The organism is Achromobacter sp. HNDS-1, from assembly GCF_040084795.1.
In the GTDB taxonomy this organism is placed as follows: domain Bacteria; phylum Pseudomonadota; class Gammaproteobacteria; order Burkholderiales; family Burkholderiaceae_B; genus Achromobacter; species Achromobacter ruhlandii.
The window spans coordinates 3,012,280-3,038,119 of sequence record NZ_CP157584.1 but is presented as its reverse complement, the minus strand read 5'-3'; the positions used below and the strand labels follow the sequence as shown (position 1 = coordinate 3,038,119).

General features: G+C 59.4%; 22 protein-coding genes. 10 read left to right on the top strand and 12 right to left on the bottom strand.

Annotation, left to right across the window (positions count from 1 at the left end; genetic code table 11):
• Positions 1-55 precede the first annotated feature (55 nt).
• From rfbB to rfbC, 3 genes are read left to right on the top strand one after another with little or no spacing between them, the layout of a single operon-like run.
• Positions 56-1,108: a dTDP-glucose 4,6-dehydratase gene (gene rfbB / locus ABFG95_RS14095; protein ID WP_175144618.1), complete on the top strand. Its 1,053-nt coding sequence runs from the start codon at positions 56-58 to the stop codon at positions 1,106-1,108.
• Entirely contained in the window at positions 1,105-1,998 is an 894-nt protein-coding gene (gene rfbA, locus ABFG95_RS14090; protein ID WP_278989950.1) for a glucose-1-phosphate thymidylyltransferase RfbA, read from the top strand. Before rfbB ends, rfbA begins: the two co-directional genes overlap by 4 nt.
• The gene (gene rfbC, locus ABFG95_RS14085) at positions 1,998-2,549 is read left to right on the top strand and encodes a dTDP-4-dehydrorhamnose 3,5-epimerase (protein WP_059272853.1); all 552 of its coding nucleotides are present in this window, start codon (positions 1,998-2,000) and stop codon (positions 2,547-2,549) included. The genes rfbA and rfbC overlap by 1 nt, the downstream gene beginning before the upstream one ends.
• Here the strand turns inward: rfbC and ABFG95_RS14080 are convergent.
• From ABFG95_RS14080 to ABFG95_RS14045, 8 genes are all read right to left on the bottom strand, one after another.
• A complete protein-coding gene (locus ABFG95_RS14080) occupies positions 2,546-3,430 on the bottom strand; it encodes a DMT family transporter (protein ID WP_175144621.1) in 885 nt (294 codons plus the stop codon). The two genes, rfbC and ABFG95_RS14080, sit on opposite strands and share 4 nt — an antisense overlap.
• 15 nt (positions 3,431-3,445) lie before the next feature.
• On the bottom strand, positions 3,446-4,804 hold the full coding sequence (locus tag ABFG95_RS14075; protein ID WP_278989956.1) for an MFS transporter: 1,359 nt from the start codon (positions 4,802-4,804) through the stop codon (positions 3,446-3,448).
• 96 nt (positions 4,805-4,900) lie between these two features.
• Positions 4,901-5,470, bottom strand: coding sequence for a carbon monoxide dehydrogenase subunit G (locus ABFG95_RS14070; protein ID WP_175144622.1), 570 nt, complete (start codon positions 5,468-5,470; stop codon positions 4,901-4,903).
• A gap of 110 nt (positions 5,471-5,580) precedes the next feature.
• Entirely contained in the window at positions 5,581-6,837 is a 1,257-nt protein-coding gene (locus tag ABFG95_RS14065) for an O-antigen ligase family protein (RefSeq protein WP_175144623.1), read from the bottom strand.
• 23 nt (positions 6,838-6,860) lie between these two features.
• Entirely contained in the window at positions 6,861-7,496 is a 636-nt protein-coding gene (locus tag ABFG95_RS14060; protein WP_254600971.1) for a sugar transferase, read from the bottom strand.
• Positions 7,486-9,288: an asparagine synthase (glutamine-hydrolyzing) gene (asnB, locus tag ABFG95_RS14055; RefSeq protein WP_278989946.1), complete on the bottom strand. Its 1,803-nt coding sequence runs from the start codon at positions 9,286-9,288 to the stop codon at positions 7,486-7,488. Before asnB ends, ABFG95_RS14060 begins: the two co-directional genes overlap by 11 nt.
• A 37-nt stretch (positions 9,289-9,325) precedes the next feature.
• Positions 9,326-10,813: a lipid II flippase MurJ gene (locus ABFG95_RS14050; protein ID WP_278989944.1), complete on the bottom strand. Its 1,488-nt coding sequence runs from the start codon at positions 10,811-10,813 to the stop codon at positions 9,326-9,328.
• Between the two features lie 27 nt (positions 10,814-10,840).
• Positions 10,841-11,689 carry an aldolase/citrate lyase family protein gene (locus ABFG95_RS14045; RefSeq protein ID WP_175144626.1) on the bottom strand — a complete coding sequence of 283 codons (849 nt, stop codon included), beginning with the start codon at positions 11,687-11,689 and terminating at the stop codon, positions 10,841-10,843.
• A gap of 110 nt (positions 11,690-11,799) precedes the next feature.
• Here ABFG95_RS14045 and ABFG95_RS14040 point away from each other — a divergent pair, with 110 nt between their 5' ends.
• The gene (locus ABFG95_RS14040; protein WP_278989942.1) at positions 11,800-12,897 is read left to right on the top strand and encodes a sterol desaturase family protein; all 1,098 of its coding nucleotides are present in this window, start codon (positions 11,800-11,802) and stop codon (positions 12,895-12,897) included.
• A gap of 48 nt (positions 12,898-12,945) precedes the next feature.
• On the opposite strand, the gene ABFG95_RS14035 is transcribed toward ABFG95_RS14040, so the two are convergent.
• Positions 12,946-14,115 carry an acyltransferase gene (locus ABFG95_RS14035; RefSeq protein ID WP_348996023.1) on the bottom strand — a complete coding sequence of 390 codons (1,170 nt, stop codon included), beginning with the start codon at positions 14,113-14,115 and terminating at the stop codon, positions 12,946-12,948.
• Positions 14,116-14,260: 145 nt separating this feature from the next.
• Here ABFG95_RS14035 and ABFG95_RS14030 point away from each other — a divergent pair, with 145 nt between their 5' ends.
• The 6 genes from ABFG95_RS14030 (at position 14,261) to ABFG95_RS14005 (ending at position 22,816) form a co-directional block, all read left to right on the top strand.
• Positions 14,261-15,586, top strand: coding sequence for a hypothetical protein (locus ABFG95_RS14030; RefSeq protein WP_157810471.1), 1,326 nt, complete (start codon positions 14,261-14,263; stop codon positions 15,584-15,586).
• A gap of 88 nt (positions 15,587-15,674) precedes the next feature.
• The gene (locus ABFG95_RS14025; protein ID WP_100508950.1) at positions 15,675-16,916 is read left to right on the top strand and encodes a UDP-N-acetylglucosamine 2-epimerase; all 1,242 of its coding nucleotides are present in this window, start codon (positions 15,675-15,677) and stop codon (positions 16,914-16,916) included.
• The gene (locus ABFG95_RS14020) at positions 16,913-19,795 is read left to right on the top strand and encodes an O-antigen ligase family protein (RefSeq protein WP_175144629.1); all 2,883 of its coding nucleotides are present in this window, start codon (positions 16,913-16,915) and stop codon (positions 19,793-19,795) included. The genes ABFG95_RS14025 and ABFG95_RS14020 overlap by 4 nt, the downstream gene beginning before the upstream one ends.
• Positions 19,788-20,747, top strand: a complete 960-nt coding sequence (locus tag ABFG95_RS14015) for a Gfo/Idh/MocA family oxidoreductase (protein WP_175144630.1) — start codon at positions 19,788-19,790, stop codon at positions 20,745-20,747. The genes ABFG95_RS14020 and ABFG95_RS14015 overlap by 8 nt, the downstream gene beginning before the upstream one ends.
• Before the next feature lie 31 nt (positions 20,748-20,778).
• A complete protein-coding gene (locus ABFG95_RS14010; RefSeq protein WP_100508953.1) occupies positions 20,779-21,726 on the top strand; it encodes a Gfo/Idh/MocA family oxidoreductase in 948 nt (315 codons plus the stop codon).
• Positions 21,710-22,816, top strand: a complete 1,107-nt coding sequence (locus tag ABFG95_RS14005; protein WP_100508954.1) for a hypothetical protein — start codon at positions 21,710-21,712, stop codon at positions 22,814-22,816. Before ABFG95_RS14010 ends, ABFG95_RS14005 begins: the two co-directional genes overlap by 17 nt.
• A gap of 14 nt (positions 22,817-22,830) precedes the next feature.
• Here ABFG95_RS14005 and ABFG95_RS14000 read toward each other — a convergent pair whose 3' ends face one another.
• The 3 genes from ABFG95_RS14000 to ABFG95_RS13990 are packed head-to-tail and all read right to left on the bottom strand — an operon-like array spanning position 22,831 to position 25,835.
• Positions 22,831-24,330: an aminotransferase class I/II-fold pyridoxal phosphate-dependent enzyme gene (locus ABFG95_RS14000; RefSeq protein ID WP_278989936.1), complete on the bottom strand. Its 1,500-nt coding sequence runs from the start codon at positions 24,328-24,330 to the stop codon at positions 22,831-22,833.
• 12 nt (positions 24,331-24,342) lie between these two features.
• Positions 24,343-25,137, bottom strand: coding sequence for an SDR family oxidoreductase (locus tag ABFG95_RS13995; protein WP_100508956.1), 795 nt, complete (start codon positions 25,135-25,137; stop codon positions 24,343-24,345).
• Entirely contained in the window at positions 25,137-25,835 is a 699-nt protein-coding gene (locus tag ABFG95_RS13990) for an acylneuraminate cytidylyltransferase family protein (RefSeq protein WP_100508957.1), read from the bottom strand. The genes ABFG95_RS13995 and ABFG95_RS13990 overlap by 1 nt, the downstream gene beginning before the upstream one ends.
• Between the last annotated feature and the right edge of the window lie 5 nt (positions 25,836-25,840).

Below are 25,840 nucleotides of genomic sequence, written 5' to 3'. Positions count from 1 at the left end.
CCACGGCGGTAAACTGCCGGATTGGAAGGCGGCGCCTTCACTCGGGCACTACGCAATGAGCATTCTCGTCACCGGCGGCGCCGGATTCATCGGTTCCAACTTTGTGCTGGATTGGCTGGCGCAGGGGGGCGAGCCCGTGGTCAATCTGGACAAGCTGACCTATGCCGGCAACCGGCACAACCTGGACGGGTTGAAGGACGACGCGCGCCATGTGTTCGTGGTGGGCGATGTCGGCGACATCGCGTTGGTGACCCGTCTGCTGCAAACGCACCAGCCGCGCGCGATCCTGCATTTCGCGGCGGAGTCGCACGTGGACCGCTCCATTGCCGGGGCGGGGGATTTCATCCAGAGCAATATCTGCGGCACGCATGGCCTGCTGGAGGCGGCGCGCACGTATTGGGCGGGCCTGACCGGCCCGGCCCGCGACGACTTCCGCTTCCTGCATGTTTCCACCGACGAGGTCTACGGCTCGCTGTCGCCCGATGCCCCCGCCTTCACCGAATCGAGCCCGTTTCAGCCCAATAATCCCTATTCCGCCAGCAAGGCGGCCAGCGATCACCTGGTGCGGGCCTGCGGCAAGACGCACGGCCTGCCGGTGCTGACCACGCACTGCTCCAACAACTTCGGGCCGCGCCAATTTCCGGAGAAACTGATTCCATTGATGATCCAAAATGCGCTGGCCGGCCTGCCATTGCCCGTCTACGGAGATGGCCTACATGTGCGCGACTGGCTGTACGTGACGGATCATTGCGCCGGCCTGCGCAAGGTGCTCGACCGCGGCCTTCCCGGCGAAACTTACAATCTGGGGGGCAACAGCGAGCGCACCAACCTGGACGTGGTGCTGGCCGTCTGCAAACTGTTGGACCAGCTGCGCCCGCGTGCCGATGGCGCGGCCTACAAGACGCAGATCGCGAAGGTCGCGGATCGCCCTGGGCACGATCGCCGCTACGCCATCGACACGACGCGGGCCCAGCGCGAATTGGGCTGGCGGCCTTCCGAGACGTTCGCTTCGGGGTTGGAGAAAACCGTGCGTTGGTATCTGGACAACCCGCAATGGGTTGCCGACATCGTATCGGGCGCCTACCGCCAGGGAGATCCAGCGCCATGAGTCCGACCGTGCCGCGCAAAGGCATCATCCTGGCCGGCGGGTCCGGTACCCGGTTGCATCCAGCCACGCTGGCCCTGAGCAAGCAACTGATGCCGGTCTACGACAAGCCGATGATCTACTATCCGCTCAGCACGCTGATGCTGGCGGGCATACGCGAAATTCTCATCATCACCACCCCCGACGATGCGCCGCGCTTTGCCCACTTGCTGGGGGATGGTAGACGTTGGGGGTTGAGCCTGCGGTATGCCGTGCAACCGTCGCCTGACGGGTTGGCGCAGGCTTTCCTCATCGGTGCCGATTTCATTGGCGGGGCGCCTTGCGCGTTGATCCTGGGTGACAACCTTTTCTACGGGCATGATCTGCCGCAGTTGCTGGCGCGGGCCGACGCGCGCCAGGCGGGCGCCACCGTGTTTGCGTATCACGTGCAGGATCCGCAACGCTATGGCGTGGTGCAGTTCGATGCCGCTGGCCGCGCGCAGCGGATTGACGAGAAACCGGCTTTGCCGCAGTCCAGCTATGCCGTCACCGGCCTGTATTTCTATGACGAACAAGTGGTGGAGATGGCGCGCCACATCCGTCCGTCCTCCCGCAACGAACTGGAAATCACGGACTTGAACCAAGCGTATTTGCAACTGGGCCGCCTCAATGTCGAGATCATGGGCCGCGGGCATGCCTGGCTGGATACGGGCACGCACGACAGTCTGCTTGAGGCCAGCCAGTTCATCGCTACGCTGGAGCGCCGTCAGGGACTGAAAGTGGCCTGTCCCGAGGAAATCGCCTTTCGCAAGCAATGGATCGATGCCGGGCAATTGGAGGCGTTGGCACGTCCATTGCAGAAAAGCGGCTATGGCGACTATTTGATGAGCCTGCTCAAACGGCTGCCTTTCTGATGAAAATCACACCCCTGTCGCTGTCCGATATCCTGCTGATCGAACCTGAAGTGCACCGCGATGCGCGCGGGTGCTTTCTCGAGACCTATCGGCAATCAGTGCTGGACGCCGTGGTCGGACGCGAGCTGCGCTTCGTCCAGGATAACCAGTCGGAGTCCTATCGGCACGTCCTGCGTGGCTTGCACTACCAGACCCAGGATCCCCAGGGCAAGTTGGTACGCGTGACCGAAGGCGAGATCTACGATGTGGCCGTAGACATGCGCCTGGACTCGCCGACCGTCGGGCAGTGGGTGGCCCAGCGCTTGTCGGCAGAGAACCATCTTCAGTTGTGGATTCCGGAAGGCTACGCGCATGGCTTTTTGGTGTTGTCCGAGCGTGCCGTGGTGTCGTACAAGGCGACGGCCTACTACCAACCGGCGCATCAACAGTGCCTGTTGTGGAATGATCCGGCCCTGGCGGTACCCTGGCCATTGAGCGATCCCCCCCAATTGTCGCTGCCGGACCAGCATGGCCTGACCCTGGATCGCGCTCCCCGGATCCAACTGGGCTAGCCTGGCGCCGCACGCCGCTTGCCGCCAACCAGGCCCAGTGCCAGCGCCGTGCCCACGAGGATGATGCCGGCGCCAGTCAGGATCGACACGGTGATGGCCTCGTCCAGGAACCACGCGCCCCACACCACCCCGAATACCGGGACTAGAAATGTGACACTGACCGCGCCGGTGGGACCGACATTGGCGATCAATCGGAAGAAGATGATGTAGGCGGCACCGGTGCAGACAACTGCCAGCAAAACGGTGGCCCCCCACGCGCGGACCGATATCGGCGCTTCGGGCCAAGCGGCCAGCGCCAGCGGCAGCAGTACCAGGCTGGCGGCGAGCATGCTGCCGGTCGCGTTGGACAGGGCGTCCACGCCCGTCAGGAAGCGCTTGGTCCAGTTTGCCGCGATGCCGTAGAAGATGGGGGCCGACACAGCCGCCAGCACGGCAGGGCCGGTCCCGCCGCGCTGGAAATCGAGCTTGTCCCACACCAGCACCACGATTCCCAGCAGGCCGATCGCGAGGCCCAGCGAACGCGACCAGGGCAGCCTGTCCTTTAACCATAGCCAGCCGACCACCGCACCCCATACTGGTGTGACGGCGTTGGCCACGGAAAGGAATCCCGCGCCGAGCGATTGGGCGGCGTAAGCGTATAGCAGGAACGGCAGGGCGGCGTTCAAGACGCCCACCACCAATATGGCCTTCCAGTGCCTGCCGATGATGGTCAGCTTGCCGCGCCACAAAGCGGCTGGCAGCAGGAACAGCGCGGCCAGGCCCACGCGCAGCTCGATCAGCGCAACCGGGCCGAATTCCCCCACGGCCAAGCGCATGAACAGGAAAGAGCCGCCCCAGACGGCGGCCAGGAGCAGAAGGTCCAGCAAATCGCGGCGGCGCATGATAAATCCTGAGAATCAGGTGGAATTCCGGCTGGTTGCCAGATTCTTCATCTTGACCCGATGCGCGAGTACCGCGCAGGTCAGGCACAGGACAATACACAGGACCAGCCCGGTGCGCACTCCGTTTAGTATCGTGCCGTGGGAGATCAGGATGCCGACTACGGCGGTGCCCAATGCGCTACCGATGGCGCGGGTGGTCTGCACCAGGGCCGAGGCCACGCCCACGTCGCGTCGTTCGCTCAGCATCTGCATGAACAACGTCAGGTTGGGCAGCAGGAAGCCCAGCGCGCAGCCGTTGACGAAGAACGCCGCCAGGATCCACCAGGCCGAGGTGCCCGGCGAAATCAGCAGCACCATCAGCGTGCCCACCGCCAGCAGGCCGGCGCCGAACACCATCAGGCGCTGCGGTTCCGTCTGCCGGGGAAACAGGCGGCCATTGATGACGCTGCCCACCGAGATCGCGGCCACCAGCGGGGTCAGCAGCAGGCCGGCCTCGCTCGGGGTGTAGCCGAGCACTTGTTGCAGCAGCAGCGGGCTGTAGAAGATCAGGACGAACATGACGGCGCCCACCATCATGGCGGCAAGGTTCAGCAACCGTGATTCCCAGGCCGCCAGTACACGCAGCGGAAATATCGGGGATGCGACGCGGCGTTCGATGGGAATCAAGGCGGCGATGGCTAGCGCGCCAGCAACGGCGAGGGCCAGTCCCACCAAGGGGTGGGCGTGGTCGCCGCTGGCGAAGGCCAGCTCCAGGGCTGCCAGGGGCGCACCCACCGCGACCACCAGCAGTATGGCGCCAAGCCAGTCGATCTTGCGGCTTTCATTGTGCAGTGGCCGGATCCGAGGGAAATAGCGCGCGAGCAGGAAGAGCGTGATGGCCGCCGCGACCGGGGAAATGAAGAATGCGGCGCGCCAGCCCATGGCCTGTGTCACTGCGCCGCCCAGTACCGGGCCGATTCCACTCGCCATGGCGAACGCGGCGGACACCAGCGCCATCCAGCGTACGCGTTGTTTGGCGTCGGGGAACAGGTCGGCTGGCGCCGCGAACGCGGTCGCGATCATCATGCCGCCGCCGATGCCTTGCAGCGAGCGGAATACGATCAACTGCGTCATGGATTGCGACAGGCCGCAGGCGATGGAGCCCAAGGCGATGATCAGGACCGACACCAACATCAACGGCTTGCGGCCAAACATGTCGCCCAGGCGACCGAAGATCAGGATCGATGCAGCAGTGGCCAGCAGGTAGCCGGTGCCCACCCAGGCATACAGGGACATGCCGTCGAGGGCCTCAGCCACGCGTGGCAAGGTGGTGCTGATGATGGTGGAATCGAATGCCGCCAGCACGACGGTGGCGGATACCCCTGCCATGGCCATCAGCAGATCGCGGCGGGAATGCACGGGGGCGGCGGGCTGGGTCGATGGGGGGGGCGGGTTCATGCCGCCAAGCATATCATCGGCCCACTAGGGTTTTCACTTGTAGAACGCGTGGTAACTCCAGAAAACCGCGATGACCAGCACCACGATCGCCCACGACCAGCGCGAATTAGACAGTCCGCGGCCCGGGGGCTCAGGCGGAGGGGGGGGCGGCGCCACCCGGGGCTGCGCCGCCATGTAATCGATGAATTCAGTGAAAAACCGGTCGATGATTTTCTCTCCGGCCTTCAGCACCAGGCTTTCGCCGCATTCGGCCAGCTTGCCCCCCGTCATGCCGGCGACGGTGTAGGCAACGCGGGTGCCTTCGTCCTTGATGCTGAGATTGACCTGGGCGGTGCCGATCGCCAGGCAGGCCGCCAGCCCCTTGCCTTCGAATACCAGCGTGCAGCTATTGGGAGGGTCTACGTCGGATAGCAGGATTTCGCCTTCGTAGTCGGTATCGATGCCGGCCACCTTGGCCCGCAATGTGACCGCATATTCGGTGGCGGACCGCTGTGTCACGCTGATGCAACCCGGTATGCATCGCTGTAACACAGCGGGATCCGTGAGGGCGTCCCAGGTTTGATGCTGGGTCGAAGGAATCCACTGGGCATCGGCTATGCGCATGGCTGTCTCCTTTTCGGGCCTTGTTTGAGTATTGTGGCCCTAAACCAGGAAATCTGCCATGAGCGTGTGCGAGCCCTCGGGTGGCCCCCTTGCACGGGTTCAGTTGGTGATCAGCGTCGTTCCGCAGGTGATCCGGTGGCGCTGCGAGGGTGAGACAAGGCCAAAAACAGGGCGATCAGCATGCCGTACATTGATATGGTGCGCATGCCTCGGAACATCAGTTCAGTCAGGCCAAATACAACAAAACTCAGGCAGAGCGCCAATCCCATCGCCGCTGAGGCTCGGGCGGGCATCGCTAAAGGCTGCCTGAGTCTACGCAAGAAAACGACGGCTGGTGCGAAATAAACAATCAGCAGGGCGCTTGCGCCGAGGATGCCATAGCTGGCCATTGCCATGAGCATATCGTTGTGGGTTTCACCAAAGTTGTTGGTGACATACTCCGAGACTATTCCGGCTTCCTGAAGCCGTGGCAAGGATTGTTCATATCGCTTGCCATTGCCGCTGCCAAGCCAGGGATCCTGCTGGAACATGTGCCATGCAGCACGTGCCAGCTGGACGCGGATGCAAACCGAGCTGTCAGCCCGATCATTTTGCGTCATGCACTCATGTATTTCTTGCTGAGCCAGATAGATTCGCTCACGGAATCCGCTGCTGCTGAAGGCGAGGGCGGATGCCGCGGCGGTGAACGCCAGCATTGCCGCCACCAGGCGCACCGGGCGAATCTTCGGAAAGAAAAGCACCAGTCCGATCGCCGCGAAAATTGGGAATGCCATCCACGTCGAGCGGGTGAACGTCAGGATGACACCTATCACGGAAGCGGCCGTTATCAACAGTTTCGCGATTCTTTCCGCGCGAGGATGTCGCGAGAAGGGCACCGCCAATGAATACAGGCTCATGCATCCGAACAGCAGCAGCAAGTTCGCATAGCTGACGGCGTTGTAGTCCCCGGTAACGGGCCGCCCGCTCGTGGTCAGTGCGAGTTCGAGCACCGTGGCTGCTCCGACCACCGCGGCCCCGAGAGTGCCGAGGATTGCGAATCGGAGTTTCTGTTCATCGATGCGCAATAGCGCAAAGAGCAATATGACAACGCTCGGGCCCAGTCGGAAGGCGCGTTCGATATCCGATGATGACCATCCGTGCTTGGCCCATTGGCTCAGCACGACGGTGAGCATCGGAAGGCACATCAACACGATGAACACCCTGTAGCCTGTCGCCGTGAGCGCATCGGGCGAGGGCGCGCTGCGCGGCCATGCCAACAGCGCCAAAGCCATCACTATCGCCAAGTAGGACAGCAGACTGCCTCCGTAACCAGAGGCCATGTTCAGCAATGGAATGGCGGCAAGTACCGCCACCAGCAAAGATTTCAAAGATCTATGCATAGTAGACGCAGTCAGTTCGCGCCGCTGCGTTTGAGAACAATCTTCAGGGTCAGGAAGGCGATGCGAAGATCCTGCCGCAAGGTGCAATTGCGCACATACTCGGTGTCGTAGGCGACGAGCTCCTCCTGGGTGAGTGCGCTGCGGCCACAGACTTGGGCCAGGCCCGTGATGCCGGGTCTGACGCCATGACGCAGTTGCCAATCATCAGCAGCGAAATCGGCACGTTGCACGGGGGTCATGGGCCGAGGTCCGATCAGAGACATGTCTCCCGTCAGCACATTCAGGAGTTGCGGCAGTTCATCCAAGCTGGTGCTTCTCAGGAAAGCCCCGATTGGTGTAATGCGCGAATCATTCACTTCGGTCGTGCGGAATGCCGACCTCTGCATCTTGACGTCTTCCAAGGGCACGCTCTCCGGTACATCACCGCCATCGACAGCGACAGTCATCGTTCGGAATTTAAGCATGCGAAACCTGCGCAGATCCTTGCCTACCCTGGTCTGCCGAAAGAAAATCGGACGGCCTTCCTTGATCAGGACTGCCAGCGCCAACCCTGCCAGGACAGGCGCTAGAACGAGCAGCAATAGCAAAGCCGCCAGGAAATCCATCGGGCGTTTCAGGCAATACGCCTGCTTGGTCTTACCCTGCACGTTGGTTTTCCCCGGTGTTCCGCAGGAAAACTTCTTCCCATAGGTTCTGCGCGATCAAGGCCCGGATTTCGCGAGTGTAGTTGTGGCTGCCGCTGATGTGATCGTCCAGTATCGATCTGAGACGCTCAGGCTTGAAGAGGGCCGGCAGATTCGATTTTTCGCCAACCAGATGGTCTTTGCAAAAACCCGCGAGCTCATTGCGGAACCAGTCACCAACCGGCACCGTGAACATTTGTTTACGGCGGTACGCCAGATCATCGCCGATCATCGGCGCGACTGCCTTCTTGTAGAGGTACTTGGTCACGCCGTCGCGCAGCTTCAGCGTGCCGGGCATGCGGAAGGCGAATTCCATCATGCGGTAATCGAGGAACGGCGTGCGCGCCTCGAGCGACTCCGCCATGCCCATGCGGTCCGGCTTTACGAGGTTATTGCCAGACAGCAGCAATTGCATGTCCAGAAACAGGGCCTGATTGATCCGGTCCTGGTGCGGGACCTGGGCCATGATGTCGCGGGCCATGACGAACGAATCCACGTTGCTCAGGCGTTGCTGATCCGCCGGCCGATAAAGGTCGATCTTGGCTTCCGGCGAGAACAGGCTGATGCTGTCGAAATAGCGCCGGGTAAATGAGGCCTGATCCAGTTCATCAATGCCGGGTTGCGAGAAGAAGCTCAGGTACTTGTCGTAGCCTGCGAACAGCTCGTCGCCGCCGTCGCCGGTCAGCACCACCTTGACGTGCTTGGCGGCAAGCTGGGAAACACGCCACGTCGGCAGAAACGATACGTCTCCGTGAGGTTGGTCGCAGTACCAGGTTGCCTTGGGCCAACGATCAAGCATGTTGGGAGAAACACGTTCCATCGTGTGCTGCGTGCCAAAGCGATCCGCTGCGGCCTGAGCGAAAGACGCTTCATCGTACCGCGGGTCGTCAAAGCCGATACAGAATGTCTGTACGGGGCGCGACATGTGGCGCGCCATCAGACCGACGACGCTGCTTGAGTCGACGCCGCCCGACAGGAATGCGCCGATTGGCACGTCGGAGCGCAGGCGAATGCGGACCGCATCGTCCAGGATGGCGTTGAATTCTTCGATCCAGTCGGATTCACTGCGGTTGTGCTCTGGCTGCACCTTGGCCAGATCCCACCACTGATGTACGGAACTACCGACGGCGCTGATTTTCATCCAATGTCCGGGCATCAGATGCCGCACGCCCTTGAACATGGTGTAAGGCGCGGGAACGTAGTTGTAGGTCAGATAGTGGTGGAGTGCCTCTTCGTCACGCACGGCCGGAATGCCTGCCAGCAGCAAGGCCTTGATCTCCGATCCAAAAACCAGTCGCTTGCCTTGCTCGGCGATGTACAGCGGTTTGACGCCGATTCGATCGCGGATCAGGTACATGGCTTGCTCGCGCTTATCCAGAATAGCGATCGCAAACATGCCATTGAGTTTGCTTACGAACGAAATGCCCTCTGTTTCATACAGGCGAAGCAGTACCTCGGTATCGGAATGGGTGCGGCAGTGTACCCCCTTTGTCGCCAATTCCGCCGCGAGTTCGACGTGATTGAAAATCTCGCCGTTCTGAACCAGAATGATCTGGCCATCATCGGAGATAAAGGGCTGATGCCCATCTTTGACATCGATAATGGAAAGACGACAGTTTCCCAGCGCAGCGCCTGCCTCGGCATGCACGCCATTTTCATCCGGCCCGCGATGGTGCAATACCTTCGCCATGGCGGAAAGCGTGTCTGCGCTGAGACTTGCCTTGTCTCGGTCAAAATAGCCAAAAATGCCGCACATTTATTTAATTCCTATCTGGATTTCAGGGCCGGCATTTTCAGCGCCTGACTAGAGATTTAAGATTTGGTATGCCAACGCCAAGATTCACGGCGAGGACCGCGAGGCCGGCCAGCGCTATCCATCCGAGCAGCATCCAGTGCGGCAGGGAGAGGTAGGTCTGGAGGGTGGCAAGCATCGCAAAGACGGCAGATGACATCACGATCGCACTCACAACTCGCGAGTCGAAAACTCCGTTGTTGCCCCAGAGTTTCGGGCCGGTTGCAATCCATAGGCAAACCGTCATCACTGCGTAGGTCGCGTTAAGTATAAGCATAACGGAGCCAATGGCGAGGTCGCCCGCGAACCAGGCCATGGCGATGGCCATCGCACCGACACACAACCCGCTTATCCACATAGGGACGTGGGTGCGCTTTTGCGCGTTCAGGGCTGTGGCGAGCATATAGCACGCCCCTTGCAGCGGCAAGGATAAGAAGCCGATTCCCGCCAGGCTGCCGAGATCGTCGAGTTCCTTGCCAGACAGGCTACCGCTCTGGCCATAGACGAGCGTTGCGAGGGGGAGGGCGTACCACGCGCAGATTAGCGTGATCGACACGGACAGCAGGATCGTCAGGCGCAGCGCCTGCCCCAGCAACACATACCCTTCGGGTGACCGGATGGAAGCGGTGAAGTGCTTTGATAGCCTGGGGAACGTGATGGATGCGATCAGCGTGATGAATACAGATAGCGGGAGTTCCACTAGCTTGCTGGCGTAGTTGAAGATGGCGACGCCGCCTTCTCCGCTGGCGGAGGCGTAGGCGCGCGCAAGCACGGGTACCGCCAACAGGATGCTGCTGGACAGGAGTGCCTGGAAGTAGCGGGTCAAAAGGGCGCGGTTTATTAGCCAGTCCGTCCAGATGTTGCGTGGCCTTTCCCGGGGGATATTCGCCAATTGCGCGGCCCAGCGGAAAAACGCGCCGGCGTTGATGGCGAGGGCCAGGGCTACGATCAACGATGTGTTCACGCCGGGGATCAATAAAACGGCGATGATGCACGTGTTGAAAATCAGTGTGCCAAGCCCGCTGGAGAGGAACCGCTCGTTGGCTTGTAGATAGGCGGTTGTTGTGCCGGCCAGAGCGCTCAGTGGGATCGCCCACGCCATGATTCGCATTGCGACCGCACCGTCGTCATAGGCTTGCGCGACAAGGCCGGGACCGAGCAGGCCGAGAACCTGGATGGGAAACGATGCGATCAGCAGGGCGAGTGTGCCGAACAGGCCACCGATCACAAGCGAGGATTGCACGAACAAGTTCGCCGCGCGCGTTTTGTCCAGGCTCTTGAATTCCGGGACGAGTGCTCCTGCAAGCCCTCCAGCGAGCAGCAGATTGACCAGCAGGTCGGGCAGGGTCAACACCAGCACCGCGGCATCTGCCTGGGCGGTGGCGCCGAAGTGGCTGGCAAGAACGATTTCGCGTAGGAAGCCTGTAATACGTCCCGCCAGGATGGCGACGGACAGGACTACTCCCATTCGTATCAGGCTTTTGCCCATCGAGTGTCGTGGTGCGAGGCGGCGTTGTCAGGGCTTGGATGCTGAGCCGGCTGCGGCCGCGGCAATTTGCTTCTGCGAGACGATATCATCCACGATGCGCCGCAGGCGCAGCCGATTTTCATCCACCAATGCGGGCGATGCCTTGAATTGGGCGATTGCCTGGTTCAGCCTGCCGATTTCGTGTTCAAAGTCCATGTTGGACTTGAGTTCGTCGAGGCTCTGTGCCATCCGGTGGAAGGTGCGCGACAGAATGACGCTGGACGAGCCGAGGCGGACGTGTTCGCCGAGGATGACTTCGGCGGGCAATTGTCCTTCGCCAACCCGGGCAATGCCTCCAATGCCAAAGGGGAGTCCCTGGCTGCACACGATGGCGGCCAGTTCGTCGATGAGGCCGCTGGCCAGCGGCTCGAACATGAAGGTACAGCCTAGCTCAAGATGCAGATCGTTGAGCCCGATGTGAAGTTCGGATACGCCGGCGATCTCGACGATTTCGGCGAGAGATCGCGTGGCGCCTACGGTTTCCAGCAGGGGAATCAGGCGGGCGCGGCCGTCGATCCATTGGCTAACTTGGCGGACCGCAGCCGCGTCCGCGAACATCGGAAGCATGATGATGTCGGCGCCCCGCCTCAAAACCTGCTCAATCTCTTCCTGGGTGTTGCCGTCCAGGGGATTGATGCGTACGAGGAGGTCTGCGTCGGGAGCTGCTTGCCGGATGGTATCCACGTCGCTTAGCGTGTGGCGGCTGATGACAGTGTTCAAATGACCCTGGCGGGCCAGTTTTCCTGTGAACTCAAGGTCGACAAACACACGACTTACTCCGTGTTTGACGACGTACCGGGCGATGTCCGGCAAGTTCGTGATCAGCATGTAGTTCATCGTGGTCCACCCGTCTATAGCGGGCAGAGTGTACACTATCCTGCCCATAAATGGGTTTTCGGTCAGATACAAATTGGTGTGTTTCTGGTCAGCGGAACCAATGAATAACTATGAGTAGATCAAGTCAGCTCGTCGCTTCGGAAGAAACTCCCGATCTCAATTTTCGACAAACCATGCTCCGAGTTGGTCTGGTGTTTGTCGTATTGTGCATCGGGTTTTATATCGTGGGGGCAAGTGGTTCGGGTAGCCTAAGGCCTCGTCCGGTGCTGCATTATCTGTTCACCTCTACGCCTGCTGCGATTTCAAGCTACGCCAGCTACTATTTCTACAATGTCCTGGAGAAATATGATTTTTGGGGGGTGGTCGCGTCAGTGGGTTTTCTGATGATTATTGGAATTGCCACTGCCTTGCTGGTGTTTGAGATTTTCTACTACTGGTGGAAGCGGGGCGACTTCCGAATTGGAATGCGCGAAACGTCGCTGTATCGCTTTGCATTCGGCGACAAGAGCGAACGGACCGATCTCTACCTATTCCTGTATTACGCGCTGTCGCTTGATGGGTTGGTGGTCATGGCGTTGGGCTTGTTGGGGCCCTTTATTATTTTTGGGATTCTCGTCAATAACGTCCAGATCGGTATTGGGCAATATATGCCGTCGTGGGCGGCGTTTCTTGTATTCATCCTGGTTGCGGATTTTCTGGCGTATTGGTTTCACCGCTTCGCTCATACAACGACGTCGCTTTGGGAGCTGCACAAGTTCCACCATTCCGCACTCAGCATGAATCTGCTGACGGCGCACAGAAATCATCCATTCGAAGTGGCGATGCAGTATCCGCTGCGCGCGATTCCGTTGATTCTGGTCGGGCCCAGCATTCCGGAGTACGTGGTCTACACAATGATTCACCACGCGGTGATTCTGCTGCAGCATTCCAATTTCAATGTCGGCTTCGGCTGGTTTGGTCGTATTATCGTGTCACCGCGCTTTCACCTGTTGCACCATTCGTCCAAGCCTGAGCATTTCGACCAAAACTATGCTGTGGTTTTCTCGTTTTGGGATGACTTGTTTGGTACAAGGTACAAAGGGAAGGATGTTGATCCCGTTTATGGCGTGACAGACAACTATTTTAACCGGCGGGGATTCGGTTTTGATATGTGGGCGCCATTCAAGCGATTCTGGCGAGGAATTTTCCGTAAACCGGTCAAGGTCTAGGAAGCATCGGCTCCCGCCGCGGGCAGCGCACGGGAGCCAGTTCGATGCTTACTTTGCCTGCATGTCAGCTGTGGCGCGGCGAGAGGGGTCTTCAGGACGCGTTGAGTAGCGCTTGAGCCGCAAGGCGGGTTTCTCTACCAAGTACCAGGACAACAGGCCCGCTGTGATGCTGAACGCGACCGAGATCCATGCGCCTGCAACGGGCGAAACCTTGCCGTTCAGGTAGTAATACGCCATTTGCTGCAGCGGTGTCGAATATATGTATACACCGTAGGAGATGTCTCCCATCCGGTGGATGGCATCGGCCAGTCGCGAATGGCGCACTCCAATGGCCATGACAATATATGGCAGTGCGATGAAGTGCACAGGATAGTAGGCGCTGGTCTTGAAAGTCAGTATGTAAACAACAACCAGGATCGCCGCAACGTCAAGCCGCAAGAAGCGCAGGGGTATCCAATTGAATAGCGCCCCGATGAAAAAAAAGGCGATGAAGCGGGCTGCATTCACTGGTTGAAAATACAGCCAGAAAAAATAATCTTCTTTATTGTTGTTGATCGATTGCATCGCATACCAAAGTGTCTTGTCATTGGTAGCCATGCCATTGAGAAAAAAGGCCGCGGCAATGATGGCCAGGGCGAGGACGTACGGCCACTTGCGGCCCCTGACAAACAGCAAGGCTATCGCGATGAGATAAGCCGAGAACTCGATGCTGAGGGTCCAGATGGAACCGTTGACGGTGAAGGGCCGGGGTTGGCCTTCGAAAACGCCAGGCAGTACGGTTTGCAGTGGGAACAGGAAAATATTCAGCAGATAAAGCCACGTGCGTTCGTGGGACAAGTAGCTCGCAAGGGGCAGGCTTGTGACCATCGGGCCCAGGATCAAGGCGCTCCATAGCATGCAGACGATCAGGCCGGGGAAGATGCGCACTGAGCGATTGACGATGTAGCCGCCAATAGTTGGCGAGGCAATCAAGCTGCGCGTTACCAAAAAGCCGCTGATCACGAAAAAGGTGATCACGCCGACGGTCGCCAAGTCGTCATAGCCGGACCATTGCAACACGGGACAGGGGCCAAGGGCGAAGATGCGCAACACATGGGAGTACACGACCATGAACGCCGCTGCAAGGCGCAGGGCGTCGAAGTTGTTGCGAGGCGGCAGAGCAACCAGGGTGTCCTTGGGATGGGCTGCGGAGCCGGCGCTCAGAGCGAAAGTCATCATGTCATCGATTGAAATGGTGGGGTGCGACGGAAGTGCGCAATTTTTGCACAGGTAGGCGGGGCGTGGGCGGTTTTGGGTGTGGCTAGCCCGGGCATCGCACTATAATGTTCGCCTACCTACATTGGCCACTGCCGCGAAATTATCCATGAAAAATAACCCCACGTTACATGTCGTGCACTGCATTGACACAGAGGGCCCGCTCGACGAGAGCCTTGCGGATACCTTTGTTCGCCTGCGGCAGTTGTTTAACGTGGTGCTTCCCCCCACGCGTGAGAACCTGGCCAAGCTGCAGCAACGTCAGATCCCGCTGGATGGCCTGGAAGACGAGGTTGCCAAGGTCGTTTCGCCCTCGCTGATGGCCTATAACCGCACTTGGCATGACGTGGGCGCGATGCTTGATGATTGCATGAGCGCCCCCTTTCGCAACCAGATGGTCGATGATTTTGGCCGTGGTTGGGTCTATAGCTGGCATTGCATGGACCATTTGGGATTGAATGAGAATCCCCGGCGTAAGGATTTTGGGTACGGAAATATTTTTCGCTACTACCAAGACAAGATACGCGAGACGAATTCCGAGCTCGATGAAATTGATTGGCATTTCCACCCGCTGTCATTGACTCGGCACCCGCTTCATGCTGCAACGTCTTTTGCGAATAGTATGGATATTTTGATGCCTACTATTGCGCGACGCATTATAGATAATCACTGGTTCCCCACTACCAACCGGCCCGGCTTCCATGCCGAGCGCCCGGATTCGCATTTGTTTTTCGAACAGTGGATTCCCTTTGACTATGCCAGTCAGTCGCATGAGTCGGCGATCTCGGCGCAGCGTGATACTCAGCTTGGTCGGTTTGGCGATTGGTCCCGTGCCCCGGCGGATTGGCTTGGTTATCATCCCAGTCACGACGACTATCAAGTGCCTGGAAACTGCCGGCGCTGGATTTTTCGGTGTTTAAATCTGGGAACGCGCTTGCGGGTAATGCAGATCGAGCATGTGAGGGATGCTTTCAGGCAGGCGAGTGAGAATGGGTCGGCGATTCTGGCCTTTGCCGATCACGATTATCGGGATATTCGACCAGACGTCCAAACCTTGCGCGCAATGTTGCAAGAGGTGCGTGCCGAGTTTCCTGACGTGAAAATACGGTTTTCCGGGGCCCATGAGGCGGCACAGGCGCACGTCAGCGCTGAAAGCGAATCGATAAAGCCGTTGGAGCTTGCGCTTCGGGTGGAAAATAATCGTATTTACGTGAACGTGGTTGCGGGACAGGTCTTCGGTCCGCAGCCATTCCTTGCATTGCGCACGCGTGATGGGCGCTATTTTCACGACAATTTTGATGTCATCACGCCGAATTCCGAATGGACTTATGTGCTGGACGACCAGACAATGATGTTGCAGAGTCTGTCGCACATTGGCGTGGGAGCAGCGGGTCGCTTTGGCGGATACCACGTAGCGTTACATACGGTTGTATGATGCAGCGCCGAAATCTTGCTCGGACCTCATAATTGATCCGAACAAATGATTCGAGCAGATTCGAAACGTCGATACTGATCCAGAGATAATGAAAGTATTCTTGGTGTTTTACGGAGGGGGCCATGTCACCGCCGCCGTTCCGCTTATCCGCTCGCTGAAAAACAGAGGTCACGAGGTTGTGCCGCTCGCGTTGACGACGGCTTCCGCGGTGTTGAGCCGATTGGGTATCGCGCACCGGACGGTCCGTGATTATGTTGATGCGACTGACGCGCGGGTCGCGCTGTATGGTGGCAAGCTAGCCGAGAAGCACCATACGGAAGGCAAGGGCATTCCGAGGGAAGAGTCCATTGCCTACCTCGGCGCTTCGATGCGGGATCTGGTTGATGAGATTGGAGAGACCGCGGCGTGGGCTGCTTATGAAGAGCGCGGCCTCAATGCGTTTTCACCGGTGGCCACGGCGAGCCGCATTCTCAAATCGGAACAGCCTGACTGGGTGGTGGCGACAGCCTCGCCCCGCATGGAATCCGCGCTATTGCGGGCGGCCTGCCAGCTGCATATCCCCAGCATCTGCGTCATCGATCTTTTTGCCATCCTTGAGTTGCCTTGGTTGCGCCGCCCTGACAACGGGCACTTGCTGACGGTCTATTCGCAGACCGTGGTCGATCGCCTGGTGGAGGCCGGGCGGATGCGCGAACGTATTTTCGTGACTGGCAATCCGGCATTCGATGCGCTCAATGATCCCGAATTGCAACGGCTGGGCGCGGAGTGGCGCCATCGACATGGGGTCGCGGATCAAGAAAAGCTCATCCTCTGGGCGGAGCAGCCCGAACCGTCGAATCCCGAACTGCCCCGGCGGGTAAGGGCGTTCCTCGCTGAGCTTTGCGCACGGCGCGCAGGGTGGCGCCTGGTTGTACGACTGCACCCCAGCAGTACCGATCCGCGTGGTGAGGTTATTCCCGACGGCGCGTTGCACAGCCCTGCGGAAGATGCGTTGCCGGTGGTGGCGGCCGCGGCGGATGCCGTTGTTACGCTGACGTCCACGGTGGCGATGGAGATGTTGCTGACGGGTAAACCCGCCATCGTCCTACAGTTGTCCCAATACGATGCGTTGGTAAGCTACAGCGAAGCGGACGGCGCGCTAGTGCTTGGCGATCTGCAGGAAGTGGGGCAAGGTCTGGAACAGGTGCTGAACGACACGCCGCTTGCCCGCAAACTCGCTGCGGCCCGCAAGACGTTGCCGCCTCCAGGAAACGCGGCCGAGCGTGTCTGCGATGTGCTTGAAAATGAGCATGCGAAGACGCTCGCCGAGATTCGAGAGGCCCGTTCATGAGCCCGCAGAATGCAATATTCGGCGAGACTGGGCCGGCGCAGGACGCCTCGGCACCGCTGGTGGCCGATGACGTGGCGACGCGCTGGCGGGGCAGGTTGCTGGTTCTGCTTGCCCTAGGGCTGTTCACCGCCGCGAGTCTGCCGATCCTTCCCGTCTGGGGCGATGCATGTAGATTGTTCGCAATCGTCGTTCTCGTGCTTCATCCCCGTGTGCCCCGATGGCTGGGTGTGGTCCTGGGGTTGACTCTGGTGGGATTGATGCTCCTGCCAATGGCTCATTCGCATGCCGGCTTGCTGGTCAGGCCGCTGCAGTATGTGGCGGATGCCGTGCACTATGTCATGGGCTATCCGCTCAACCTCGCGCCGGCAGTGCAATTGCTCATCGTCGATAGTGTTCTTTTCGCTGGGCTCGGGTTTCTCTGCTGGCGGGATACGCGGCATAACCCGATGGGCCGGTATGTACTCATCGTGCTGGCGCTGTTCGGCGTCTGGTTGTTCGGCAATGCGCTGTGGAGTCTCTATGATGCCGTTCGCGAGTTGTCGACGGACGCCGAGAGCGCCTCCTTGCTTGAGCGTTCTGTCAGTAGCGTAATGGCGGCCTCGGCCATCTGGTACGCATTCATCCTGACTGCATTCTTGGTCATGCTCTTGGTCAAGACCGAGCGCGATCGCACCCTATTGCTATCGACGGTCGGTCTGGCCATGGTGTTCCAGGCGTTGATCGCTTTGGTGCAGATGGCGGTGGGAGACTGGGCCTACATCCTGGAATTTCCAGATGGCTTGGACTACATCCGCCGGGTGCGTGGAGCATATTATTACCACGGCAGTCTGGATTTGTTCCTGACGATTGGTCTGTTCGTCATGGTGTCGCTGACGGCGAACGTGCGGCGGAAATGGTTGCCAGTGGCGGGTTTTGCAATACTGGCCTGTACGTTGGCGCTGAACAGTACCCGCGCATTGAGTGTTGGTATCTGTCTCGGCGCCGTCGCATGCCTGGTCTGTTTTTGGCGGGTGCGGGCAAGCCTGTATCGCCCGATGATTGTGGCGTTGATACTCGTCATTCCCATGTTTGCGTCGCTGGTGTTCTATGACAAAGCGGAACGCAAGATCGAGGGAGATGGTACGTCGGTTGAAATCCTTGCTCAGACCAACGTGGCCCGTTTCGATCTGGCAGGCGGCGCGCTAAAGGCGATTGAAAAGCAGCCCCTGTCGGGATATGGTCCGAGTTGCGTGATTCCCTTGTCCGGCCGCGTGTTGGGCGGCGAACGTTGCACCGATTCGTCTCACGTGCTTCTAGTGGACGCCGCGCTGATGCTGGGCATTCCGGCTCCGGTGCTATTGTTCCTGTTCTTCGCGGGCATCGGCGGGTACTGCCTGTGGCGTGTCTTGTTCCGTCGTGATCCCTGCGGGCTGTACATGGTTGGCGTCGTGGGTATGGTGGTAATGCTGGGCATTGCCACCTTGTTCTTCCCCAAGGAGCGCGACTGGAATCTTCTCATGGTGTTCGCGATCCTGGCGCTGGCAGTCTGTGCTCCCAACGGGTCGGTTACAACGGGGGAGCGCTCGATCCTTGTGAACCGCTGGGGCCGGGTTGGCATTGCGCTTAGCGCGTTTGCATCGATCCTTTGGGTCGTGCTCACGAGCCCGACTTACACAATGCCCTTGACGGACTTTCTGCGCGCTCGCGCGCTCATGAACGCGCAACATGTGCCTCAGGTGGTCTACAGCAATTCGGGTCTGTTGACGGCGGTGGGACGATTTGCCTTTTCCGTGATGGGCAACTGGATTCCCTCTATAAAGAACGTGTCGTTCCGTCAATTGCGTGATAACGGCGAGGCGCTTGATCTGCCTACGGGATCCTGGGTCTTCTGGTCTGGGGCGCACGACAGTGCCTATCCCAACCTGGTGAAGAGCCAGCGTTTCAATTTTTACCGCCCTTACGGCCTGGCGCCAAGTTTCAATTTGCCCTATGGTTGGGAGATGGTCCGCAGCAGTTCGCCGGCGGTGTCGCTGCTGAGGGTGGGGTCTTCACCATACGTGGCGCCATTGGGGCTGGACGACGTCCTGTGCGGCAAAGTCCGTGACGATGATGTTTCGCTGTTTGGAACGCCGCGCGACTGCGCCCCGCATGTCCCGGTGAATGAGCTGAGCGAATGGCGGCGTATCGCACCGTTCGTGACTCAGTTGCAGTTCAAGCTGAGCGACTCGCAGACAGAAGCCGAAAAGCGCAGCCGCATTCAACGGCAACTGACCCCAGTGCGGCACACGGGTTTGGAGTTCGACTTGATCTATCAGGATGGCCGCAGCGTCCATATCGATGAGGATCGGAGTATCCCCCTGGCTTTCGGCGAGGGAGAGCGTCTGAAGGCGGTTGATATGACGATGCGCGTCAACGCCCCTTACGTACGCCTGGAGTCGGGTGCCGTGATCGCTGTAGGCATGAATCTGGCGCGTCCTGATGCAATTACCACGGTGACGGCGGAGGGTGTGAAGCCCGCGCCTGTGCTGGGGGATGAAAAGGCCACGACGTCGTGGGCAGGACGTGATGGCGATCAAATCGTAATCGATGCCCGCAGGGCCAAGCGCGCGGCACCGTTCCTTTATGAAATCATGCTGCCGAACTACGCCAAGCCAGACGGCAAGCCGCCAGTCAGTTGGGTCTTCGAGGGATCAAACGATGGTCAATCCTGGGTCGACCTGGATCGGCGCAGCCGCCGTGAGGATCTGACCCCAGGGGCAACCGAGTGGTATGCGCTGCGGTCAACGCCGGGTTATGACTATTACCGGTTCACGTTGACCGGCAAGAGCAAGAGCGAACCTATCTCCGTCTCTGGCGTGAAGCTGTACACCGAATTTTCTGGAAATCCTGACTATGAATGAGAGCATCTTACTAATTGGCGCTGGCAACCTGGGAAGCCGGCATTTGCAGAGTCTGGCAGATGCTCCGTGGATCGGGCGCGTGGTGGTGGTGGAACCCAGCCAGGCGGCTGCGGAAGTTGCCCGTACGCGATGGCACGATGTGCCGAATTGCCAGGGCAAGGAGTTGATTTTCGCCGCATTGGACGATGTTGCACGGCGCGGGCCGTTTCATGCGGCCGTGATTGCCACCCCCGCTCCAGGACGTTTGCAAGTATTGCGCGCGGTGCTTGGCCTGGGGATCAAGCGAGTCCTGTGCGAGAAGGTGCTTTTTCAAAGCGAAGCAGAACTGGATGACGCGTTGATGGTGGCGGCCGAGGCAGGCGCAGATATCCGCGTGAACCATATCTACCGTTACCTGGACGCTCTTTACAAATTGCGCGCCCTGACGGTCGGCCAGCAAGTGTCCATGTCCGTGGACATCGACGGCGATGGCATGGGCTGCAATCTCATTCACTACGTCGATCTCTTTGCCTATCTGACCGGCTCGAACGTGAGCGAGCTGGCGGCGGAAATCGACAAGCCGGTCCACGAATCCAAGCGGGGCGGCAATTTCGTGGAGTTCACGGGCAAGGCCGTTGCGTCCGATGATCTCGGAGGTCAACTTCGCGTGACTTACCACGACAAGGCACCAGCCGCGGCTCCGCGCATCTGTGTGGAAGGCGAATTCGGCCGGGTCGTGTTCGATGAAGCGACGGGTTCCGTGGTCAGCGATCTCGCCCCATTGCAGGGTCTTGTCTTCAATGTGCCACGGGTGAGCGCGCTGACTGCGCCAATTCTTGCGGAGCAACGTGAGGGCCGCTGCTTGTTGCCGACCCTGGAGCAATCCGCGGCTATGAACCGTCTGATGTTGAAGACATTCAATGTTCAATTGACTGGGCGGCATGAGCGTGACCTCGCTTGCCCCATCACCTGAATAGCCTGTTGCGCACGAGGAGTTGGAACTCATGAATATCTTGTTGGTTGGCGCGGGCGGGATTGCCCCCGAGTATGTCAAGGCGCTGCGTGCTGTAGGCGTTCAGAATATCGATGTGTTGGCTCGCACAGAAGCCTCCGCACAGAAGCTTGCGCGGGATTGGCAATTGGGCCAGGCGTTCGGCGGTGGGGCGGATACGCTGGCCAAGGTCGGTGGAAAGTACGACGGCGTTGTGCTGGCATCCGCGATCGAAAGCTTGATGCCCCTGATGAATGTGCTGGCTGACATCGGCGCACAAAAAGTGCTCGTCGAAAAGCCTGTCGCGCTGTCGAGCCAGGCGTTGCGCACCTTTATTGCGGCGCATCCGTCGTTTGATGCGGCCGTCGCGCTGAACCGCCTGTACTTCCCTTCCGTTCAATTGCTGCGCGAGCACATGAAGGGCGAAGAAGTCACCAGCGCCGCGTTTTCGTTCACGGAGTGGGTGCATCGCATTGATGCCACCGCGTATTCCACTCTCGAGCTCGCTCGGTGGGGGGCCAGCAACTGCATCCACGTGATAGCAACCGCATTCGACCTTATCGGCATGCCCAAGGCGCTGCATAGCGTTATCGGCGGCAAGGACACCATATCCTGGCATCCTGCGGGCGCCGTGTTCGCCGGATCAGGAAGCTCGGACAGAGATATTCCGTTCACTTACATGTCGGATTGGCGCAGCGCTGGACGCTGGTGGCTGAGCGTGAGCACAACGCGGGGGCGCTACGACCTGATGCCGATGGAAGGCGTGACCTTCACCGAACGCGGGACCATCGCACCCCAAACGTTGATGGCGCCCTATTCGGGCGAGGTCAAGTGCGGTTTTGAGCCAATGCTAAGGGCTTGGCTGGCGCCGGCTGGTCAATCGGCCGTCGTGGGTTTGAACGATCTGGTGGCTCATCTCGAAGTCATTGAGAAAATCTTTGGTTATGACGCGGTTGCCTAAAACCCTGGACGTCGCCGCGTTTCTTGCGCGGCCGCTGGATCCCCTGGTCTTCTACGATATCTTGCCATCGGACGGCTGGTCGGTTCGGGGTCTGCCCGAGAAGCCGGTTATCGGCGATTTGGTGGACAGGTTATTGGCAGCTACGGTCGACACGGTGGCGGAAGGCGATCTCGATCTGATCCGGGCGGCGCTGTTGGGTGGCGGCGCGGACCAAGAGCGGGACGAGCGGTTGACTGCTCTGGCGGACCATGCATCCAGGCTCTACTCGCGCTTGCTTGAAGGCGGGAAGAGCCGTAGACCGCTACGCATGAAGTTGCAGCAATTGAACTTCTTCCTGCGCGATTGGCTGGATCGCGACGTCGATGTGGTGCGTGACGTGCAGGGAGAGACGTTGCTCGGTGCGCCGGCGCCATGGGACTGGCTGGACCTGGAGGGAGGGGGGCGACTCCTGTTGATTTCGGGGCCAGACAATGTCCGGTGGCATTGGCAGGGAAAATCCGGCGGGCAGTCTTGCGGATACCCGAGTCAGCTGGACTTGATCGCTCCTGGGCGCATTAGCATCGGTTCGATTTTTTCAAATGGCGCTGATGTATTTGATAACGGCACCATTGATCATGTGGAACATCATCGGCCTATTGTCCTGATGTTCTCCATGGCAGCGGAACTCTGGGCAGTGGATTACGACGGCCATGTCTTTCCGATCGGCGATCACGCGGCAGGAGTCAAATTGCCTATTCGGCAGGTGGATCGCGCGCGCCGTATCGGCGATCGGCTCTATCTGTCCGATTGGACCGCCCCGGGCGTCATCGTCGTAGTGGAGCTTGGCAGTCTTGCCTGCCGGGTTCAGGCTCTGCCGGGAATACTGCTATTGAATGACATCTGCGAGGGGGCCAAAGGCTTCTACGCGGTCTGCAAGCAGCAAGGCAATGTCTTTGCGTTTGATCACGCTTTCATGCCTCGCGGTGAGCGGCTTGGATTCGGGCGAGGCAAGGGGAGGCTGTTCGATCCCTTGACCGTGCGCTGCAGCGGTGACCAGCTTCAAGTGTTGAACTGGATCACCGGCAGTCTCATTTTGCTGAAGGCCTTCTAAGCCTGAATAGGCGTTTATTTGCGCTTTTTCAGTGCTGTTTCGATGCACGCAATGGTGCGCTCGAGCTGGCCTTCGCTCATGTTCGAACCGGAGGGCAGGCAGATACCGTTGTGGAAGAGTCCGTCTGAAACGGATTCTTCACCGTGCTTGAAATACTCGCAAGATGCAAAGACTGGCTGCAGATGCATCGGCTTCCAGACCGGGCGAGCTTCGATGTGCTCGGCACCCAGCGCCTGGATCAAATCGGTCGGCGTCACCCCGATCTTCGGATCCAGCGTGAGCGCGCTCAACCAGTGGGTCGAGAAACTCCAATCGGGTTCGGGCATCATGTGGACACCAGGCACGCGCTGGAAGCGGTCGAGGTACTGGGCGTAGACGTGTCGCCGGCTTTGTACCCGGTCCTCCAGCACCTTGAGCTGACCTCGGCCGACGCCCGCCAGAATGTTGCTCATGCGGTAATTGAAACCGATTTCGCTGTGCTGATAGTGCGGGGCCGGATCCCGGGCCTGAGTGGACAGAAAACGGGCCCGGTCGACGATCGCTTTGTCATTCGACACGAGCATGCCGCCACCCGACGTGGTGATGATCTTGTTGCCGTTAAACGAGTAGATGCCGATGGCGCCGAGCGTGCCGCTGGCGCGGCCTTTGTAGCGTGCGCCGAGGGACTCGGCGGCGTCTTCAACCAGGGGGACCCCGTACTGGTCGCAAAGGGCAAGGATCGGGTCCATGTCGGCGCTCTGGCCGTACAGGTTCACCACGATCACCGCCTTGGGCAGTTTTCCCTTGCGCTTGGCGTCTTCAAATGCGCGCGCGAGCGCCTGCGGCGACATGTTCCAGCTTTCTGGCTCCGAATCGATGAAAACGGGTTGCGCTCCCTGGTAGACAATCGGGTTGGCGCTAGCCGAAAACGTCAGCGAAGAGCAGAACACGGTGTCACCGGTGGTGACTCCCAATATGCGCAACGCCAAATGAATCGCAGCGGTGCCCGAGCTGAGCGCGGCAGCGTGGCCGATGCCGACATAGGCTGCCAGCTCCTTCTCGAAATTGTCGACGTTTGGCCCCAGGGGGGCGATCCAGTTGGTACGGAAGGCTTCTTCGACGTACTCTCGCTCCAGCTCTCCCAAGTGGGGTGACGAAAGGAAAACTTGAGCGTCCAGGTCTGCTCTCGTTACTACCTTGATTGGCCTGCCTTGCGCATCCGTCACCGGAAGATGGTTGATGTCGTGCTGGTTCATCAATTCAAGCGCGGTATGGCGGGTATACCCCTCCGTCAGAACAATGGGGGTCGTGCGATCCAGCGTTTCCAGGGTTTTTTCCAGCGTTGCCCCATTGAGAATGAGACGGCGCAAGTCCCCGTCGGTCACGGTGCGTTCCAATTGCCCGTCCGGCGAGACCAAGAGCAGCATGCCGTGCGCGTGGTTGGATTGGTTCAATCGCTCCAGCGCTTCGCGCAGCGTGACACCCCGCGTAACGCAGAGCTCTGTGATCGGACTCTTTTTCTCGGTAGGTTTCATGTTCTGTCTCATTTACCAAACGGTCAGGCCGCCATCGACGACGAGATTCTGGCCTGTAGTGTACGAGGATGCGTCCGAGGCCAAGTACAGGTAGGCCCCCATGAGTTCATCAGGTTGCGCCATGCGGTTGAGCGGCACTCGCGCTGAGTAGCGGTCAACGAAGGTAGTGTTCTGTCCGCTGAATATACCTCCGGGAGTCACGGCATTGACGCGCACACCCTGAGCGCCCCAATAAGATGACAGATAGTGAGTCAGGCCCCAGAGGGCGGCCTTGCTGACGCTGTAGATGGCGGGAGTGTTGATGGCTCTTCCCAGATAGCTGGAGCCTTCGTATATGCGCTGATCGGGGGCGACGATTCCATAGATGGACAGGGTGTTGATGATGCTGCCTCGACCTGCTTGCGCCATCGGGGTCCCGAACACCTGGCAACAATGCATGGCGCCGGTCACGTTGACGTCCATGACCATGTCCCAGTCGTCTCGCGGGAACGTCTCGAACGGCTCGAAGAAGTTCGGACTTTTGGTTGCCGCGTTGTTGATCAATACATCGATGGCGGGCATGTCGGCGCTGAGGCGTTCGCGGATCGCTTCCAGTGCGGGCTTGGACGTGATGTCGGCGCATTCAGCGCGCAAGCGAGACGGCTCTCCGATATCCTGTTCCAGTGTGCGCAAGGCTGCTTCGGAGTGGTCAAGCGCAATGACAGTCTGTGCGCCGGCATCCAGAAGATGACGGGTCAGTCGTGAGCCCAGGATGCCAGCAGCGCCTGTGAGCAGGATGGTTTTTCCGGTCAGTGTGAAGTCAGTCATTATTTGCCTTGAGTCGTCTGCGCGGATGCCATGATCAGCTCGACAATTCGGAAGTCGATTTCGCTATCGATATCGATTGATCTTTCGCGCGGCATGACATGCAGCCGCGTGCGTCCGTTCCACAAGCCCTTTGTCAGGGAATGGTAATGCCATACATAGATCGATGCATTCATTGCATAGACCTTTGGAGCGTGTTGGCGACCCAGCACGGCCTGATCGGGCACTTTGACCAGACCGATATTGCCGTTCGGCTGACGCTCCACCATGTTGAAATATGGGTTCTTTTCGGCCTCGTATCCCGTGATCACTACATCGGTATCGTCGTCCAGCAGGGCGATGCAGTCAACGATGTCCTGCGCATTGCGCAGCGGGGATGTGGCATCGAGATCAATCACCCGCCCGACGGGGCCCGCGTTAGCGTTCACCCAATCGGCCATGTGTTGAATCACCGGCAATTTACCGGCCTCGCTGGTGGCAAGATGAGCCGGACGGAGAAGCGGCACCAACGCGCCTGCGTGGCGCGCCACGGCGGCGATCTCGTCGTCATCGGTCGAAACGTAGACTTCGTCGATCAGGTCGCAGGCAAGCGCCTGCTCAATCGTGTGAGTAATCAGCGGTTTGCCGTGCAGTAGCCGAATATTCTTGCGGGGCACGCCAACAGATCCCCCGCGTGCGCAGATAGTAGCAATGGTTTTCATGGATT

Coding starts and splice junctions, on each gene's coding strand:
- rfbB (WP_175144618.1), top strand. CDS start 56: ATGAGCATTCTCGTCACCGGCGGCGCCGGATTCATCGGTTCCAACTTT.
- rfbA (WP_278989950.1), top strand. CDS start 1,105: ATGAGTCCGACCGTGCCGCGCAAAGGCATCATCCTGGCCGGCGGGTCC.
- rfbC (WP_059272853.1), top strand. CDS start 1,998: ATGAAAATCACACCCCTGTCGCTGTCCGATATCCTGCTGATCGAACCT.
- ABFG95_RS14080 (WP_175144621.1), bottom strand. CDS start 3,430: ATGCGCCGCCGCGATTTGCTGGACCTTCTGCTCCTGGCCGCCGTCTGG.
- ABFG95_RS14075 (WP_278989956.1), bottom strand. CDS start 4,804: ATGGCCATGGCAGGGGTATCCGCCACCGTCGTGCTGGCGGCATTCGAT.
- ABFG95_RS14070 (WP_175144622.1), bottom strand. CDS start 5,470: ATGCGCATAGCCGATGCCCAGTGGATTCCTTCGACCCAGCATCAAACC.
- asnB (WP_278989946.1), bottom strand. CDS start 9,288: ATGTGCGGCATTTTTGGCTATTTTGACCGAGACAAGGCAAGTCTCAGC.
- ABFG95_RS14050 (WP_278989944.1), bottom strand. CDS start 10,813: ATGGGCAAAAGCCTGATACGAATGGGAGTAGTCCTGTCCGTCGCCATC.
- ABFG95_RS14045 (WP_175144626.1), bottom strand. CDS start 11,689: ATGAACTACATGCTGATCACGAACTTGCCGGACATCGCCCGGTACGTC.
- ABFG95_RS14040 (WP_278989942.1), top strand. CDS start 11,800: ATGAGTAGATCAAGTCAGCTCGTCGCTTCGGAAGAAACTCCCGATCTC.
- ABFG95_RS14035 (WP_348996023.1), bottom strand. CDS start 14,115: ATGATGACTTTCGCTCTGAGCGCCGGCTCCGCAGCCCATCCCAAGGAC.
- ABFG95_RS14030 (WP_157810471.1), top strand. CDS start 14,261: ATGAAAAATAACCCCACGTTACATGTCGTGCACTGCATTGACACAGAG.
- ABFG95_RS14025 (WP_100508950.1), top strand. CDS start 15,675: ATGAAAGTATTCTTGGTGTTTTACGGAGGGGGCCATGTCACCGCCGCC.
- ABFG95_RS14020 (WP_175144629.1), top strand. CDS start 16,913: ATGAGCCCGCAGAATGCAATATTCGGCGAGACTGGGCCGGCGCAGGAC.
- ABFG95_RS14015 (WP_175144630.1), top strand. CDS start 19,788: ATGAATGAGAGCATCTTACTAATTGGCGCTGGCAACCTGGGAAGCCGG.
- ABFG95_RS14010 (WP_100508953.1), top strand. CDS start 20,779: ATGAATATCTTGTTGGTTGGCGCGGGCGGGATTGCCCCCGAGTATGTC.
- ABFG95_RS14005 (WP_100508954.1), top strand. CDS start 21,710: ATGACGCGGTTGCCTAAAACCCTGGACGTCGCCGCGTTTCTTGCGCGG.
- ABFG95_RS14000 (WP_278989936.1), bottom strand. CDS start 24,330: ATGAAACCTACCGAGAAAAAGAGTCCGATCACAGAGCTCTGCGTTACG.
- ABFG95_RS13995 (WP_100508956.1), bottom strand. CDS start 25,137: ATGACTGACTTCACACTGACCGGAAAAACCATCCTGCTCACAGGCGCT.
- ABFG95_RS13990 (WP_100508957.1), bottom strand. CDS start 25,835: ATGAAAACCATTGCTACTATCTGCGCACGCGGGGGATCTGTTGGCGTG.